Source organism: Kitasatospora sp. NPDC088346, assembly GCF_044740765.1.
GTDB lineage: Bacteria > Actinomycetota > Actinomycetes > Streptomycetales > Streptomycetaceae > Kitasatospora.
In genome coordinates this window covers 13,744-30,966 of record NZ_JBIURH010000065.1, presented here as the reverse complement: position 1 = coordinate 30,966, position 17,223 = coordinate 13,744, and the positions used below count along the sequence as shown (strand labels likewise).

2 protein-coding genes are annotated in these 17,223 nt (G+C 76.9%); both read right to left on the bottom strand.

The window, feature by feature from the left end; translation table 11 throughout:
• Positions 1-4,758: amino acid adenylation domain-containing protein (locus ACIOFR_RS38010; protein ID WP_401004753.1), on the bottom strand; the 4,758-nt coding region annotated here is incomplete at its 3' end.
• On the bottom strand, positions 4,755-17,171 hold the full coding sequence (locus ACIOFR_RS38005) for an amino acid adenylation domain-containing protein (RefSeq protein WP_401004751.1): 12,417 nt from the start codon (positions 17,169-17,171) through the stop codon (positions 4,755-4,757). The genes ACIOFR_RS38005 and ACIOFR_RS38010, both read right to left, overlap by 4 nt.
• Positions 17,172-17,223: the final 52 nt, after the last annotated feature.

The window sequence follows — 17,223 nt, the reverse complement described above, 5'->3', positions numbered from 1 at the left end:
CGCCAACAGATCCGCCACCGTCGCATCCGGCAACACCCGCGACGTCGCCGCCCACTCCCCCAACACCAGACCCCGCTCACCCACCGTCAACACATACAACGAGCGGACCGGCCGGTCGGGGCGCGAGGTGAGCTGCTCCAGCAGGTGGACCAGGCGTTCGGCGTGCCCCTGCACGGTCGCGCGGTCGAAGACGTCGGGGCGGTAGGTCCACTCGAAGGAGAGGGCCGGGCCCGGGTTGGTGATGAAGATCAGCGGGAAGTGCGTGGCGTCGACGTCGATGACGTCCTGGACGCCGAGGGACTCCCGGATGCGGTCGCGGACGCCCTCGTCGGCGGGGGTGTTGCGGAGCACCTGGAGGGTGTCGAACAGCCGGCCGAGGCCGGCGCCGCGCTGGATCTCGCCCAGGCTGACCTGGTGGTGCGCCAGCAGCTCGGTCTGCTCGGCCTGGAGGCGGACCAGGAAGTCGGCGACGCTCTCGTCCCCGCGCAGCCGTGTCCGGACCGGGACGGTGTTGAGGAACATGCCGATGGTGCCCTCGATACCGGGCAGCTCGGCCGGGCGGCCGGAGACGGTGGCGCCGAACACCACGTCCTGCCGGGCGGTCAGCCCGGCCAGCAGCAGGCCCCAGACGCCCGACAGCACCGTGTTGAGGGTCAGCGCGCGGTCACGGGCGAAGGCCGCGACCCGGCCGGTCAGCTCGGCGGAGATCGCCAGCTCGACCTTCTCCGGCAGCACGGCGGCCCGCTCCCGGGCCTGCGGGGCGAGCAGGGTGGGCCCGTCCAGGCCGGCCAGCGCATCGCGCCAGGCGGTGCGCCCCTGCTCCTGGTCCTGGGCGCCGAGCCAGGCGAGGAAGTCCCGGTACGGCAGGGCGGTGCCGTCCAGGGCGATCGAGCCGCCGGTCAGCCCGTTGTGGCAGAGGGTCAGCAGCTCCTGGAGGAACAGTCCGGAGGACCAGCCGTCCCACAGCAGGGCGTGGTTGGTGATCAGGATGTGCTGGCCGCCGCCGGGGGCGAGCACCGAGACCAGCCGCAGCAGCGGCGGGGCGGCGAGGTCGAAGCGGGTGAACGCCTCGCGCTCCTTGAGCCGGCCCAGCTCGGCCTCGGCGGCCTCCGGGGTGAGGTCGGTCAGGTCGAGCTCGGTGAGCGGCACGTCGACGGCGCGCGGGACGAACTGGACGGGCCGGTCCGGGCCGTCCTGGAGGAAGCCGACCCGCAGGTTGGGGTGGCGCTCCAGCACGGTGGCGACGGCGGTGCGCAGCACGTCCAGCGGGACGCGGGTGGTCAGGGTGACCACGTCGCGGGAGGTGTAGACGTCGAGCGCGCGGTCGTCGTAGCCGGCCTCGAAGAGCAGGCCCTCCTGGAGCGGGGAGACCGGCCAGACCTCCTCGATGTCCAGCTTCGGCGCGGCGGCCCGGACGGCGGCCAGCTCGGCCTCGCCGGCGGCGGGCAGGGCCGGGATCGCGGGCGCCTGGTCGGCCTGGCCGCGGCCGTCGGCGACGGCCGCCAGGGCGGCCGGGGTGCGGCGCTCGAAGACGTCGCGGGGGCTGAGGGCGAGGCCCTCGGCACGGGCCACGCCGATCAGGCGGATGGAGGCGATGGAGTCGCCGCCGAGACGGAAGAAGTCGTCCTCGGCGCCGGCCCCGGGCAGGGCCAGGACCTCGGCGAACAGCTCGCACAGCAGCTGCTCGGTGGGGGTCTCGGCGGCGCGGGAGGAGGTCAGGCCGGCGTAGTCGAGGGCGTCGTCGGGCAGCGCGGCGCGATCGATCTTGCCGTTGACGTTCAGCGGCATGCTCTCCAGCACGGCGAAGGCCGAGGGCACCATGTACTCGGGCAGGCGGGCGGCCAGGGCGGCGTGCAGGGCGGTGGCGTCCGGTGCGGCACCGGGGGCCGGGACCACGTACCCGACCAGGCGCCTGACGGCGCCGTCGCGGACCAGGACGGCGCTCTGCGCGACGCCCGGCTGCTCGGCGAGGGCGGCCTCGATCTCGCCCAGCTCGATCCGGTAGCCGCGGATCTTGATCTGGTCGTCGACCCGGCCGAGGTAGTCCAGCGTGCCGTCGGCGCGGCGGCGCACCAGGTCGCCGGTGCGGTACATCGGTTCGCCGTCGCCGAACGGGTCGGCGACGAACCGGCCGGCCGTCAGCCCGGGCCGGTCCAGGTAGCCGCGGGCGAGCTGCCGGCCGGCCAGGTACAGCTCGCCGGGCGAGCCGGTCGGGACGGGCCGCAGCAGCGCGTCCAGCACGTAGGCGCGGCCGCCGCGCAGCGGGCGGCCGATGCTCGGGGTGGCGCTGTCGGCGAGGTCCGCGACCAGGGCGTCCACGGTGTACTCGGTCGGGCCGTAGTAGTTGACCGTGACGACGCCGGGTTCGGCGCGCAGCCGGTTCCACAGCGGTTCGGGCAGGGCCTCGCCGCCGAGCAGCAGCACGGACGGGCGGTGCGCGCCGGCGAGCAGCCCGGAGTCGAGCAGCTGCTGGGCGTAGGAGGGCGTGACGTCGAGGGTGTCGACGGCGTGCTCGCGGGCGTAGGCGACCACCGTCTCGGCGTCCCGGCGGTCCTGGTCGCCGAGCAGGTGCAGCTCGTGGCCGCCGAGCAGCCAGAGCAGCTGCTCCCAGGAGGAGTCGAAGGAGAACGAGGCGGTGTGCAGGGCGCGCAGGCGGTCGCGGCCGACCGTGCGGGCGGCGTCCGCGAAGGTGCCGCCGAGATGGTCGTGGGCGAGGTTGAGCAGGCCCCGGTGCGGGATGACGACGCCCTTGGGGCGGCCGGTGGAGCCGGAGGTGTGGATGACGTACGCGGCCTGGTCGGGGTGGATCGGGCCGCCGCGCTCGGTGTCGGTGAGCGGGCCGCCGGGCAGGGCCGCCAGGGTGTCGAGGGTGGCCCGCTCGTCGAGCCGGAGGCCGTCCGGGAAGCGGTCGGCCAGGTCACGGCCGGTCAGCACCAGCGCCGGGCGGGCGTCGTCGAGGATCCGGGCGGTCCGCTCGGCCGGGTGGTCGAGGTCGAGCGGCAGGTACGCACCGCCGGCCTTGAGGACGGCGAGGATCGCGACGACCGACTCGGTGGTGCGGGGCAGCGCGAGGGCGACGGTCTGCTCGGCGCGCAGCCCGCGGCAGAGCAGCAGCCGGGCGAGGCGGTCGGCGCGGTCGGCGAGCGCGGCGAACGTCAGCCGCTCGGCCGGACCGCCGGCCAGCGCCGGGCCGACCAGGGCCACCGCGTCGGGGGTGCGGGCGGCCAGCTCGTCCAGCAGGTCGGTGACGGTGCCGGACGCGGCGGGGGCCTCGCCGCCGTCGAGGACGGCGGGCTCGGCCGGGCCGAGCAGGTCGAGGCGGGCCAGCGGGGTGTCCGGGTCGGCGGCGAAGGCGGTCAGAAGCGCGAGGTAGCGGGCGGCGATCCGCTCGGCCTCGGCGTGCTCGAACACGTCGGGGCGGTAGTCGAGTTCGAGCCGCAGCTCGGCGCCGGGCAGGACGGCCAGGCCGAGCGGGTAGTGGGTGGCGTCGCGGGCGCCGAGGCCGGTGATGGTCAGGCCCTCGGCGCCGCCGAGCGCGGCCTTCACGTCGTCGCCGCCGCCCTGGTAGTTCTCCACCACCAGCAGGGTGTCGAAGAGCGGGCCGTCGACCGCGGACTGCCGCTGGATCGCGGCCAGGCCAAGGTGCTGGTGGGACATCAGGGCGGCCTGCTCGGCCTGGACGGCGGCGACGGCCTGGGCGAGGGTGTCGGCCGGCCGGAGCCGGACTCGAACCGGCACGGTGTTGATGAACAGGCCGACCATGCCCTCGGCGCCCGGCAGGTCGTCGGGCCGACCGGAGACGGTGGTGCCGAAGACCACGTCGGTGCTGCCGGTCAGCGAGCCGAGCAGGACGCCCCACAGGGTGTGGGCGAGGTTGCCGAGGGTCAGACCCCTGCCGCGGGCGGCGGCGGCCACGGCGGCGGACAGCTCGGCGCCGGCGGTCAGGTGGACGGAGCCGGACTCGACGGCGGAGCCGGTGTCGGTGCCCGGGGCGACCGGGCGGGCCTCGTCGAAGCCGGCCAGCGCCTCCTGCCAGGCGGCCTCGGCGGCGGCCGCGTCACGGCTGGCGAGCAGCGCCAGGTGGTCCTTGTACGGGCGGACCGGGGGCAGCACGGCGAGGTCGCCGGCGGAGCCGTACAGGGCGAGCAGTTCGCGCACCAGGATCGGCATCGACCAGCCGTCGAGCAGCAGGTGGTGGCAGGTGACGACCAGGCGGGAGCGGTCGGCGCCCAGGCGCAGCAGGGTGAAGCGCAGCAGCGGCGGGGTGTCCAGGTCGAAGCGGTGCTCCCAGTCCTGGTCCATCGCGGCCCGGACGGCCGCCTCCTGGGCCGCGCCGGTGAACGCGGTCAGGTGGGCCTCGCGCAGCGGGGTCTCCACCGAGCGCTGGACGAACTGGACGACGGCCTCCGGGTCCTCGTACCAGAAGCCGACCCGGAGGTTGGCGTGCCGCCGCAGCAGCGCGTCGACGGCCGCGCCGAGCCGGGCGGTGTCGACGGCGCCGGCCAGGTCCAGGTGGGACTGGACCACGTAGACGTCGCGGGCCGCGTCGTCGTACAGGGCGTGGAAGAGCAGGCCCTCCTGGAGCGAGGAGAGCGGGTAGACGTCCTCCAGGCCGGACTCTCCGGCGGACTCGACGGCGGACTCGGCGGGCTCTGCGGTGGGCTCGGCCTGGGTCGGGTTCTGGTCGTTCGTCACGGTGTTCTCGGTCCTGGAGGTGGTGGCGGGGAGGTTCTCGGGGTCGTGCGGGGGGTGGTTCATCGGCGCCTGCGCAGTCGGGACTCCAGCCGGTCGATCTGGGACTGCTTGAGGCTGACCAGGTTCAGGTCGGACGGCGTGACGCCGCCCGCGCCGTCGCCGGCGGTGTGCCGGGCGAGGGCGTCGAGTGCGGCGAACCAGGCGTCCGCGAGGGCGGTCACCTCGGCCTGGGTGAGCACGGCCTGCGGCCAGCTCCACTCGACGGCCAGTTCGGGACGGCCGTCGGGGCCGGTGCGGACCACGGCATCGATCTCCAGCGGGTAGCCGGCCGGCATCTGCGGGTCGGGTCCGGCGGCGGCGGTCACCGCGGCGCGCTCGTCCTCGGGGGCGAACGGCCAGCCGCCGCCGGCCGGGCCGGTGGCGCCGTCGGTGCGGCCGCGGTAGTTGAACAGCAGCTCCGAGCGCGGGCCGGCGGCGAGCAGGGCCGCGGTCTGGGGGTTGAGGTGGCGCAGCAGGCCGTGGCCGAGGCCCCGGTCCGGGACGGCGCGCAGCTGCTCCTTGACCTGCTTGAGGGCGCGGCCGGTGTCCGGGCCGCCGGTCATCGCGGCGGCCGGGTCGATGCCGGCCAGGTCGAGCCGGACGGGGTGCACGGTGGTGAACCAGCCGACGGTGCGGGCCAGGTCGGGGGTGAGGCCCCCGGTCTCGCTGCCGCCGCGGCCGTGACCCTCCAGGTCGACCCGCAGCGCGGGGGCGCCGCCGGGGCGGGCCGTGGCGACGCCGAGTGCCAGGGCGGCCAGCAGGACGTCGTCCACACCGGCGCCGAACGCCTTCGGGATGTCGGTGAGCAGGGGTGCGGTGCGGTCGGCCGGCAGGGTGCGGCGCAGGGTGCGCAGGGTCGCGACGGTGTCCCGGGCGGGGTCGGCGCCGAGCGCGCCGAGCGGGCCGTCGGGGCCGGCGAGGGCGGTGCGCCAGTAGGCGGTCTCGGCGACCCGGCCGCGTTCCTGGGCGTGCGCCAGCAGCCGTTCGGACCAGGCCCGCAGGCCGTCGGCCTCCGGTTCCGGGGACGGGCGGGCGCCGGCGGCGAACGCGGCGTAGGCGGTGGCCAGTTCGGGCAGCAGGGTGCGCCAGGAGACGCCGTCGACGGCGAGGTGGTGGACGGTCAGCAGCAGTCTGCCGTCCCGGTCGGCGCCGCCGTCGAAGTGGACGGCGCGCAGGATGCGGCCCTGCCGGGGGGCGAGCGCGGCGGCGGCCGCGTCGGTCTCCCGGGCGATCAGCTCGGTGCCGGTGCCGTCGACCCGGCGCAGGGTGTCCGGGTCGGTGACGGCGGGGGCCTGCGCGGTGGGCAGGATCTCCTGGGTCCAGATGCCGTCGGTGGTGTCCAGCCGCAGGCGCAGTGCCGGGTGGTTCTCGGCGAGGGCGGCCAGGGCCCGGCGCAACGGCTCCGCGCGCAGTCCGGCCGGGACGGTGAGCAGCACGGACTGGTTGAACCGGTCGATCGGGCCGCCGCGTTCGCGCAGCCAGTGCACGACCGGCAGGGCGGGCAGTTCGCCGTCGGCCGGGACGGGCGCGGCGGCGGTGGCGGGCGCGGCGGTGAGCGGCTGTCCCTTGGCGGCGCCGGCCAGGGCGGCCGGCGTCGGGTACTGGAACACGTCCTTGGCGGTGATCTCCAGGCCGGCCCTGCGGGCCCGGCTGACCAGTTGGATGGAGACGATCGAGTCGCCGCCGAGGGCGAAGAAGTTCTCCTCCTCGCCGACCTCGCCGAGGCCGAGGACCTCGGCGAAGACCTTGGCCATCGCCCGCGCCGGGGTGTGGCCGGCGGCGGCCGGTGCGGCGGCGGCGCGGCCGGGCGCGGGGAGCGCCTTGCGGTCGAGCTTGCCGTTGACGCTCAGCGGCAGCGCGTCCAGGACGGTGACGACGGCGGGCACCATGTGCTCGGGCAGCACGGCGGCCACGGCGGCGCGGACGGCGTCGGCGCGGACGGTGGCGCCGGCCTGCGGGACGACGTAGCCGGCCAGTTGGCGGGCGCCGCCCTCGACCAGCGGGCGGGCGGTGACCGCGGCCTGGCCGACGCCGGGGACGGCGGCCAGCGCGGACTCGACCTCGCCGAGCTCGATCCGGAAGCCGCGCACCTTGACCTGGTCGTCGGTGCGGCCGAGGTACTCGACCTCGCCGTCGACCCGGCGGCGCACCAGGTCGCCGGTGCGGTACATCCTGCCGCCGTCGCCGAACGGGTCGGCGACGAACCGGCCGGAGGTCAGGCCGGGGCGGCCGAGGTAGCCGTGGGCCAGCTGGACACCGGCGAGGTACAGCTCGCCGGGCACGCCGACCGGGACGGGCCGCAGCCGGGCGTCCAGCACGTACAGCTTGGTGTTCCAGACCGGGCGGCCGATCGGGACGACGCCGGCGCCGGCCCAGGCGCGGTGGAAGGTGACGTCCACGGCGGCCTCGGTGGGCCCGTACAGGTTGTGCAGTTCGATGTGCGGCCACAGTGCGGCGAACCGGTCGACGGCGGCGACGGGCAGCGCCTCACCGGAGCAGAAGACCCGGCGCACGTCGGTGAAGCCGGCCCGGACGGCCGGGTCCTGCTCGGCCGCGCCGGTGAAGGCGGTGAGCATGGACGGCACGAAGTGGGCGGTGGTGACGCCCCGGCTGGCGGTGAGCGCGGCCAGGTACTCGGGCTCGCGGTGGCCGCCCGGGCGGGCCAGCACCACGGCCGCGCCGCTGACCAGCGGCAGGAAGAACTCCCAGACCGAGACGTCGAAGCTGGCCGGGGTCTTCTGCAGGATGCGGTCCCCGGGGGTGATGCCGTAGACCTCGCGCATCCAGTCGAGGCGGTTGACGATGGCGCGGTGGCCGACCAGCACGCCCTTGGGGCGGCCGGTGGAGCCCGAGGTGAAGATCACGTACGCCGGGTGGTCCTCGGCCGGGGCCTGCGGTACGGCCCGCGGGCCCTCGCCGTCGACCGTCAGCACCGGCACGCCGGAGACCTGCGGCAGGCGGTCGGCCTGGCCGTCCACGGTGAGCAGGCAGACGGGGGCGGCGTCCTCGACCATGCCGGCCAGCCGGTCGGCCGGGTACTCGGTGTCCAGCGGCAGGTAGGCGGCGCCGGACCTGAGGACGGCCAGCAGGGCCACCATCAGTTCGGCGGAGCGCGGCACGGCGACCGCGACGATCCGGCCCGGTCCGGCGCCGGCGGCGGCCAGTCGGGCGGCCAGCGCGCCGGCCAGCTCGTCGAGCCGGCGGTAGGTCAGCTCGGTGTCCTCGAAGACCACGGCGGTGGCGCCGGGGGTCGCGGCGACCTGTTCGGCGATCCGGGTGACCAGGGTGCCGGGGCGCACCTCGCGCTCGGTGGCGTTCCACTCCCCCGCGAGGCCGCGGCGCTCCTGGGCGCCGGTCGGTTCGATCCGGCCGACCGGGCGCTGCGGCGCGGCCAGGGCCTGCTCCAGCACCCGTACCAGGCGGGCGCCGAAGAGTCCGGCGGTGGAGCGCTCGAAGAGGTCCTCGGCGTAGATCACGGTGAGGTCGGTGCGGGCGCCGTCGGCCGACTCGACGAAGGTGAAGGCCAGGTCGAAGCGGGCCGCGTGGACCGGGTCGGGCAGCAGCGAGGTGCGGGCGCCGAGCAGCGCGTCCAGGCCGCCGGCCTCCTTGCGGTGCTGCACCATCACCTGGAACAGCGGGTGACGGCCGAGCGAGCGCTCCGGGTTGACGATCTCCACCAGCCGGTCGAACGGCAGGTCCTGGTGGGCCAGCGCGCCGAGCACGCTCTCCCGGGAAAGGGCGACCAGGGTGTCGAAGTCGGGGTCGCCGGACAGGTCGTGGCGCAGCACCAGGGTGTTGACGAAGAATCCGACGACCTCCTCCACCGCCTCGTCCGTCCGGCCCGCGACCGGGGTGCCGAGCACCACGTCCGCCGTCCCGGCGAGGGCGCCGAGCAGCAGCGCGGCGGCGGCCTGGGTGACCATGAACGGGGTGACGGCCGTGCGGTTGGCGTACTCGCGCAGCGCGGTGTGCAGTTCCTGCGGCAGGCGCAGCCGGACCGAGCCGCCCCGGCCGGTGGCCTCGGCGGGCCGGGGCCGGTCGGCGGGCAGGGCGAGTTCGGCCGGCAGGTCGGCCAGCCGCTCGGTCCAGTAGGCGCTCTGGTCGGCGGCCGGGCCGTTCGGCTCGGCCAGCAGGTCGGCCTGCCACAGGGCGTGGTCGGCGAACTGGAGCGGCAGCGGGGCGAAGGCCGGGGTGTCGCCGGCCAGCCGGGCCCGGTAGGCGCGGTCGAGGTCGCGCAGCAGCACGCCCTCGGACCACTCGTCGCCGGCGATGTGGTGCAGCGCGATGCTCAGGACGTGCCGGTCGGGGGCGCTGCTGAGCAGGGTGGCCCGGACCGGGATCCCGGTGGCCAGGTCGAAGGCGTGGGCGCCGGCGGCGGCGACCGCACCGTCCAGCTGATGGATCGTCACCTCCTCGACGGTGAACGGGACTCCGGCCTGCTCCGCGGTGAGGATCCGCTGGTGGGGGCGGCCGTCGACGTCCGGGAAGACCGTGCGCAGGGCCTCGTGCCGGGCCAGGACGTCGCCGAAGGCGCCGCGCAGGGCCTCGACGTCGAGCTTGCCGTCGATCCGCAGCGCGCACGGGATGGTGTACGCGGTGCTGGGCCCCTCCAGGCGGTACAGGAACCACAGCCGGGCCTGGGCGGCGGAGAGCGGGATCAGCTCGGGGCGCGGGCGGGCGGCCGGGCCGGGGCGGCCGGCGGCGGCGGTGCGCAGCCGCTGGGCGAGGCCGGCGGCGGTCCGGGCCTCGAACAGGTCGCGGACGGCGACGTCCGTGCCGAGCGCGGCGCGGGCCCGGCCGACCACCCGGGTGGCGAGCAGCGAGTGGCCGCCGAGGGCGAAGAAGTCGTCCTCGACGCCGACCTGCGGCAGGCCGAGGACGTCGGCGAACACGCCGCACAGCACGGCCTCGCGCTCGTCGCGGGGGGCGCGGCCGGCGGGGGCGGCGAAGTCGGCGGCGTCCGGCTCGGGCAGCGCCTGCCGGTCGAGCTTGCCGTTGACGTTCAGCGGCAGCGCGGCCAGCGGGACGACGGCGGCCGGGACCATGTACTCGGGCAGGGTGTCGGCGAGGGCGCGGCGCAGCGCAGTCGCGTCCAGCGTCGCGGGGGCCGCGTAGCCGACCAGGTGGCGCACCCCGCCGGTGCCGCGGACCAGGACGGCGGCCTGGGTGACGCCCGGGAGGGCGGCCAGCGCGGCCTCGACCTCGCCGGGTTCGACCCGGAAGCCGCGGATCTTCACCTGGTCGTCGTCGCGGCCCAGGTAGTCGAGCGAGCCGTCGGCGCGCCGGCGGACCAGGTCGCCGGTGCGGTACATCCGCGCGCCCTCGTCGAAGGGGTCGGCGACGAAGCGGCCGGCGGTGAGCGCGGGCCGGTTGCCGTAGCCGCGGGCCAGGCCCGGGCCGGCGATGTACAGCTCGCCGGGGACGCCGGCCGGGACGGGCCGCAGGCGGCCGTCCAGCACGTAGACCCGGGTGTTGCCGATCGGGCGGCCGACGAACGGTGTCGGGCTCTCGTCGAGGTCGGCGCCGAGGGTGTCGACGGTGTACTCGGTCGGGCCGTAGAAGTTGTGGCCGAGCACGCCCTCGGTCTCCCGGATCCGGGTCCACAGGGCGTCGTCGACGGCCTCGCCACCGACCAGGAAGAGCACCGGTCGGTGCTCGGCCGAGTCCAGCAGGCCCCACTCGACGAGCTGCCGGCCGAAGGACGGGGTGACGTCCAGGGTGTCGATCCGGTCGGCGAGCAGCCGGGCGGTCAGGGCCTGCGGGTCGCGGCGCAGGTCCTCGCCGTAGACGTGCAGCTGGTGGCCGCAGATCAGCCAGAGCAGCTGCTCCCAGGAGGAGTCGAAGGAGAACGAGGCGGTGTGCGCGGCGCGCAGGCGGCGGCCGCCGGCGGCCTCGACGGCGCGGGCGAACACGGTGCTGCCGTGGTGCTCCAGCATGTTGGCCAGGCCGCGGTGCGGCACCTGGACGCCCTTGGGGCGGCCGGTGGAGCCGGAGGTGTGGATCACGTACGCCAGGTCGTCGGCGTGCGGGCGGACGGGCTCGGCGGACAGCGAGCCGAGCTCGCCGGTCAGGACGGTGCCCAGGCCGTGGTCGGCGAGCACCGGCAGCCGGCCGGCCACCTCGGCGGTGGTCAGGGTGAGCAGCGGCCGGGCGTCCTCCAGCATCAGCGCGACCCGCTCGGCGGGGTGGTCGAGGTCGACCGGCAGGTAGGCGGCACCGGACTTGAGCACGCCCAGCAGGACGGCGACCAGCTCGGCGGAGCGCGGCAGGGCGAGGGCGACCACCCGGTCCGGTCCGGCGCCGAGCGCGGCCAGGTGGCGGGCGGTCAGGTCGACCCGGGCGGCCAGCTCGGCGTAGGTCAGGCGCTGCTCGCCGAAGACCACGGCGGTCTCGTCGGGCATGGCGGCGGCCCGCGCCTCGAAGGCGTCCACGACGGTGCCGGCGGGCACCTCGCGGTCGGTGGCGTTCCAGGTCCGCAGGACGTCCTGCCGCTCGGTGGCGTCGAGCACCTCCAGTGCGCCGACCGGGGTGGCGGGGGCGGCGGCGATCTGCCGGAGCAGGCCCAGCAGGCGGGCGCCGGTGGCCGCGGCCTGCTCGGCGGTGAAGACGTCCGGGCGGTACTCGACGGTGAGCTTCGGGTGCTCGCCGGGCAGGGTGAGGACGGTCAGCGGGTAGTGGGTGGCGCCCCGGTGGGTGATGTCCGCGACGCGCAGCCCGCCGGCGGTCAGCGCGGCCGGGTCGACCGGGTAGTTCTCGACCACCAGCAGGGTGTCGAAGAGCGTGCCGTGCCCGGCCAGGGCCTGGATGTCGGCCAGGCCCAGGTACTGGTGGTCGAGCAGCGCGGACTGCTGGGCCTGCAGGCGGGTCAGCGCCTCGACGACCGGTTCGTCCTCGCGCGGCTCGAAGCGCACCGGGACGGTGTTGCTGAACAGGCCGACCATCGACTCCACGCCGGGGATGTCCGCCGGGCGGCCGGAGACGGTCGCGCCGAACACCACGTCGGTGCGGCCGGTGAGGCGTCCGAGCAGGATCGCCCAGGCGCCCTGGACGAGGGTGTTGAGGGTCAGCCCGTGCCGGCGGGCGGTGTCGGTGAGCCCGGCGGTGAGCTCCGCGCCGAGCGGCAGGTCCAGCTCGCGGCCGGCGGCCGAGGTGCCGCCGGCCGGGGCGCCGAGGGCGTCGGCGAGCAGCGTGGGCGCCGCCAGGCCGGCCAGCGCGCGCTGCCAGGCCTCGCCGTCGGCGGCGGTGTCGCGCCCGGCGAGCCAGGCGAGGTGGTCGGCGTACGGGGTGGCGGCGGGCAGGGCGGCCGGGTCGGCGCCGCCGTACGCGGCGATCAGCTCGCGCAGCAGGACGGGCATGGACCAGCCGTCCATGACGATGTGGTGGCGGGTCATCACCAGGCGGTGGTGGTCCTCGCCGAGGGCGACCAGGGCGCAGCGCACCAGCGGCGCGCGGTCCAGGTCGAAGCGGCGGCCGGCCTCGGTGTCCTCGATCAGGGCGAGTTCGGCGGCCTGCCGGTCGGCGGGCGTGCCGGTGAGGTCGTGCTCGGTCCACGGCACGCGGACCTCACGGGCGATCAGCTGGAGCGGCCGTTCGGTGCCGGCGTCGGTGAAGGCGGCGCGCAGCGCGCCGTGCCGGTTGACGACGGCGTCGACGGCGGCGGTCAGCGCGGCGCGGTCGAGCGGGCCGCGCAGTTCCAGCGAGGTGAGCGAGGTGTAGAGGTCGTCGGCGCCCTCGGCACGGCGGTAGTGGGCGTGGAAGAGCAGGCCCTCCTGGAGGGGGGAGAGCGGCAGCACGTCCTCGGTGCCGGGGTGGGCGGCGGCCAGCCGGTCCAGGACGGGCTGGGTGACGGCGGCCAGCGGCACGTCGGAGGGGGTGAGCCCGCCGGCGTCGGGGCGCTCGGCGTACGCGGCGAGGGCGTCCAGGGCGGCGAACCACCGCTCGGCGAGGTCGCGCACGGACTCCTCGGTGAGCACGCCCTGCGGCCAGTCCAGCCGGACGGTCAGCTGCGGGCCCTCGGCGAGGTCCTGGACGAAGGCGGAGATCTCCAGCGCGTGCGCGGCGGGCAGCGCGGGGTCGACGCTCTCGGCGGCGGGCTCGCCGCCGGTGGTCCACGGGCCCTGGCCGGCGGGGAGCCGGCCGAGGTAGCCGAACCGCAGCTGCGGGGCCTCGGCGTCGGCCGGCAGCGGGCCGCCGGCCCGGTCCGGCCGGCGCAGCAGCAGCTCGTAGCCGGCGCCGGCCCGGGGCAGGGCGCGCAGCTGCTCCTTGACCAGGGCGAGGGCGCGGCCGGCGGCGGGGCCGCCGGTGCGGGCGTCGTCCAGGTCGACCCCGGCCAGGTCCAGGCGGGCCGGGTGGGCGGTGGTCAGCCGGCCGACGGTGCGGGCGGTGTCGGCGCCGGGCAGGAGCCGGCCGCGGCCGTCCAGGTCGAGCAGCAGGTCGGGGCGGGCCGAGGCGCCGTGGCGGGCCGTGCGACGGCCGAGCACCGCGAGGGTGAGGCCGGTCAGCAGCACGTGGTCGACGTCGGCGCGGTGGCGGGCGGGGACGGCGTCGAGCAGCGGCGCGGTGCGCCCGGCGGGCAGGGTGAGGCTCAGCCGCCGGGTGCTGGCCGCGGTGTCGCGGGTGGGGTCGAGCGGCCGGTCGCCGAGCAGCGGGCCGGCGCCCTCGGCCAGCACGGCCTGCCAGAGCGGGAGTTCGGCGCGGACCTGGTCGCCGGCGGCGGCCGCGGCCAGCCCGAGGGCCCAGTGCCGCAGCGGGGTGGGGACGGCGGCCGGGGCGCGGCCCTCGTAGGCGTCCCGCAGGTCGCCGAGCAGGACGGGCCAGGAGTCCTCGTCCGCGGCGAGGTGGTGCAGGGCGAGGACCAGCCGGCCGGGGGTGCCGGCGCCGGCGTCCAGGTGGACGGCCTGGAGGACGACGCCCTGTTCGGGGTCGAGGCGGTCGGCGGCGGCCGCGCGCTCGCGGGCGCAGGCCTCGTCCAGCTCGGCGGCGGGGACGGTGACGCGGCGCAGGCGATCGGCGGCGGGGGCGCTGCCGGCCGGGCGGACCTCCTGGGTCCAGGTGCCGTCGGCGTCGACGGTCAGCTTCAGGCGCAGCGCGTCGTGGTGGTCGGTCAGGGTGTCCAGGGCGGTGGTGAGGCGCTCGGTGTCCAGGGCGGCGGGGACGGTGACGGCGGCGTGCAGGCCGCAGCGGGCGGTCGGGCCGCCGCGTCCGCGCAGCCGTTCGGCGGCCGGGGTGGCGGGCAGGGCGCCGAGGGTGTCGGGCCGTTCGGCCGCGGTGGCGCCGGCGGTGGCGGCGGTCTCGGCGGCGGCGGCGATCCGGGCCACGGTGCGGCGTTCGAAGACCACCCGCGGGGTGATCAGGTAACCGGCCTTGCGGGCCCGGCTGCCGAGCTGGATGGCGGAGATGGAGTCGCCGCCGAGGGAGAAGAAGTTGTCGTCGACGCCGAGATCGGCCAGGCCGAGGATCTCCTTGACCAGGTCGGCGAGGGCCCGCTCGGCCGGGGTCCCCGGGGCGCGGCCGGTGGCGGCGGCGGACAGCTCGGGGGCGGGCAGCGCACGGCGGTCGATCTTGCCGTTGGCGGTGAGCGGGAAGGTGTCCACCGCCACGACCGCCGCCGGGACCATGTACTCGGGCAGCAGCTCGGCGACGGCGGGGCGCAGCGCGGCCGGGTCGGCGGTGCCGGTGACGTAGCCGACCAGCTGCTGGCGGCCGGGTGCGTCCTCACGGACCAGCGCGACCGCGCGCGAGACGCCGGGCTGCGCGGTCAGCGCGGCCTCGACCTCGCCGAGTTCGATCCGGAAGCCGCGCAGCTTGACCTGGTCGTCGACCCGGCTGAGGAAGTGGATCCGGCCGTCGGTGCCGCGGCGCACCAGGTCGCCGGTGCGGTACATCCGGCTGCCGGCCGGGCCGTACGGGTCCGCGACGAAGCGTCCCGAGGTGAGGCCGGGGCGGCCGAGGTAGCCGCGGACCACCTGGTCGCCGGCGAGGTAGAGCTCGCCGGGGACACCGACCGGGACCGGCCGCAGGGCGCCGTCCAGGACGTGGGCGCGGGTGTTCCAGAACGGTCCGCCGATGTCGGGCACGCCCCGGTGGTCGGCGGGCAGGTCGGCGGAGGTGGCCCAGACGGTCACCTCGGTCGGGCCGTAGACGTTGGTGACCCGGCGGGTGGCGCGGGTCATCCGCTCGGCGAGCTCGGCGGGCAGGGCCTCGCCGCCGACCAGTGCGTGCACCTGCGGCAGGCTGCTCGCGGAGCCGTCCTCCAGCAGGACGTGCCACAGGGTGGGGGTGGCCTGGACGACCTTGGGGCGGTGCTCGTCGATCAGGGCGGCCAGGGCGGCCGGGTCGCGGACGGTGTCGCGGTCGGCGAGGACCACGGTGGCGCCGCTGACCAGCGGCACGTGGATCTCCAGCTCGGCGATGTCGAAGGAGACCGTGGTGACCGCCACCAGGCCGTCACCGACGCCGAGTTCGAGCTCCTCGCGCATCGTCTCCAGGAAGTTGGCGAGCGCGCCGTGCGGCACCACGACGCCCTTGGGGCGGCCGGTGGAGCCGGAGGTGTGGATCACGTACGCCGGGCTGTGCGGGTCCACCGGGCCGGCGGGCAGCGGCTCGGCGGCGGCCAGCTCGGAGACCGTCTGCGGGGCGTCCAGCACCAGCAGCTCGCGGTCGCCGGGGACGGCGTGCGCGGAGCCGGCCACCGTGACGGTGCAGACCGGCCGGGCGTCGTCCAGCATGAAGGCCAGCCGGTCGGCGGGGTAGTCCAGGTCGAGCGGCAGGTACGCGCCGCCGCAGCGCAGCACCGCCAGCATCGCCGGCACCAGCTCGGCCGACCGCGGGAGGGCGAGCGCCACGAAGGTCTCCGGGCCGACCCCGCGGGCCGCCAGCAGCGCGGCCAGCCGGCCGGCGCGGGCGTCCAGCTCCGCGTAGGTCAGCCGCTCCCCGCCCGCCACCACGGCGGTCGCGTCCGGCGCCAGGGCCGCCTGCTCGGCGAACAGCTCCACGGCCGAACGCCCGGACACCCGACGGTCGGTGGCGTTCCAGCCGGCGAGCGCGTCGAGCTCGGTGTCGGCGAGCAGCTGGAGGGCCGCGACCGGCTGGTCCGGGCGGGCCGCCAGCCGGACCAGCAGGCCGGCGCAGCGCTCGGCGTGGGCGGCCAGTTCGGCGGGGGTGTAGAGCGCGGGGTTGGCGTCGAACTCCAGGTGCAGCCGGTCGTCGGGGGTGGCGCTGACCGCGAGCTGGAAGTCGTCGACCGGGCCGGCGGCGAGGTTGACGAGGCGTCCGGGAAGGCCGGCGAAGTCCAGGTCGAGGTCGAAGGGCTTCAGGTTGAGCAGCGGGCCGTACAGCCGCTCGTCGCCGCCGACCAGGCCGAGGTCGCGGCGGATCTCCTCGCCGCGGTGCAGCTGGTGGCGGCGGGCGTCCTTGAGCACGCCGGCGGCACGGCGCAGCAGGTCGGTGTAGCTGTCGGTGCCGGCGACGGCGAGGCGGACGGGCAGGATGTTGACGGCCATGCCGGGCACCCGCAGCGTGCCGGGCGCGGTGCGGGCCATGAAGTGCATGCCGAGGACGGCGTCCGGGGTGCCGGTCATCCGGTGCAGGTAGGCGGCGAGTGCGGCGGCGGCGGCCTCGGCCCAGGTGGTGCGGGCGCCCCGAGCGGCGGCCAGGACGGCGGCCGAGTCGGCGGCGGACAGCCGGATGCGGTGGCGCAGCGCGGCGGCGCCGGCCGGCGCGGTCTGCTCGGTCAGGCCGACGACGGCGGGGCGGTCGGCGAACAGGCCGTTCCAGTGGGCGCGGTCGGAGGCGGCCCGGTCGGAGGCGAGGTACGCGCGCTCGGCGTCGGCGAGCAGTCCGACCGGCCGGAACGGGGAGTCGGCGGGCTCCCGGCCGGCGGCGAGGGCGGTGTACACCTCGGCGACCCGGCGGGTGAACAGGGCGACGCCGTAGCCGTCGATCACCAGGTGGTGGAACCACTGGAACCACAGGTGGCGCTGCTCGCCGGTGCGGACCAGCAGCGCGCCGGTCAGCGGGCCGGCCTGGTCGCCCTCCAGGACGGCGGGCACCGCCAGCTGGTCGCGGACCAGGGCGACGGCAGCCTGCTCGGGGTCGGCCGCGCCGCGGGTGTCCAGCCGGGGCAGCCGCCAGGCGTCCCGGTCGAAGGCGGCGGGCTGTTGCACGGTGCGGCCGTCGCGCTCGACGAGGCGCACGTGCAGGCCCCCGGCCTCGGCGAGGGTGCGGCGCAGGGCCTGCTCCAGCAGGGCGGTGTCCAGCGGGCCGTCGAGCTCGACGTACTGGCCGACGTTGTAGGCCGGGTTGTCGGGGTCGATGCGCTGGGCGGCGAGCACGCCGGCCTGGGCGGCCGTCAATCCGGCCGTCGAACCGGCCGTCCGGTGGGGCTCGGTGGTGTCCGCCGTCCGGCCGTTCGCCGTCTGGGTGCTCGCCTCTGCCATGGTCGGCCCTTCCCGGGGTGTCGCTGCGACACCCCGGGGCTTCCCGGGCCGG

Excerpts from the sequence above, each read along its gene's own strand:
- ACIOFR_RS38005 (WP_401004751.1), bottom strand. The coding sequence starts at position 17,171 with ATGGCAGAGGCGAGCACCCAGACGGCGAACGGCCGGACGGCGGACACC.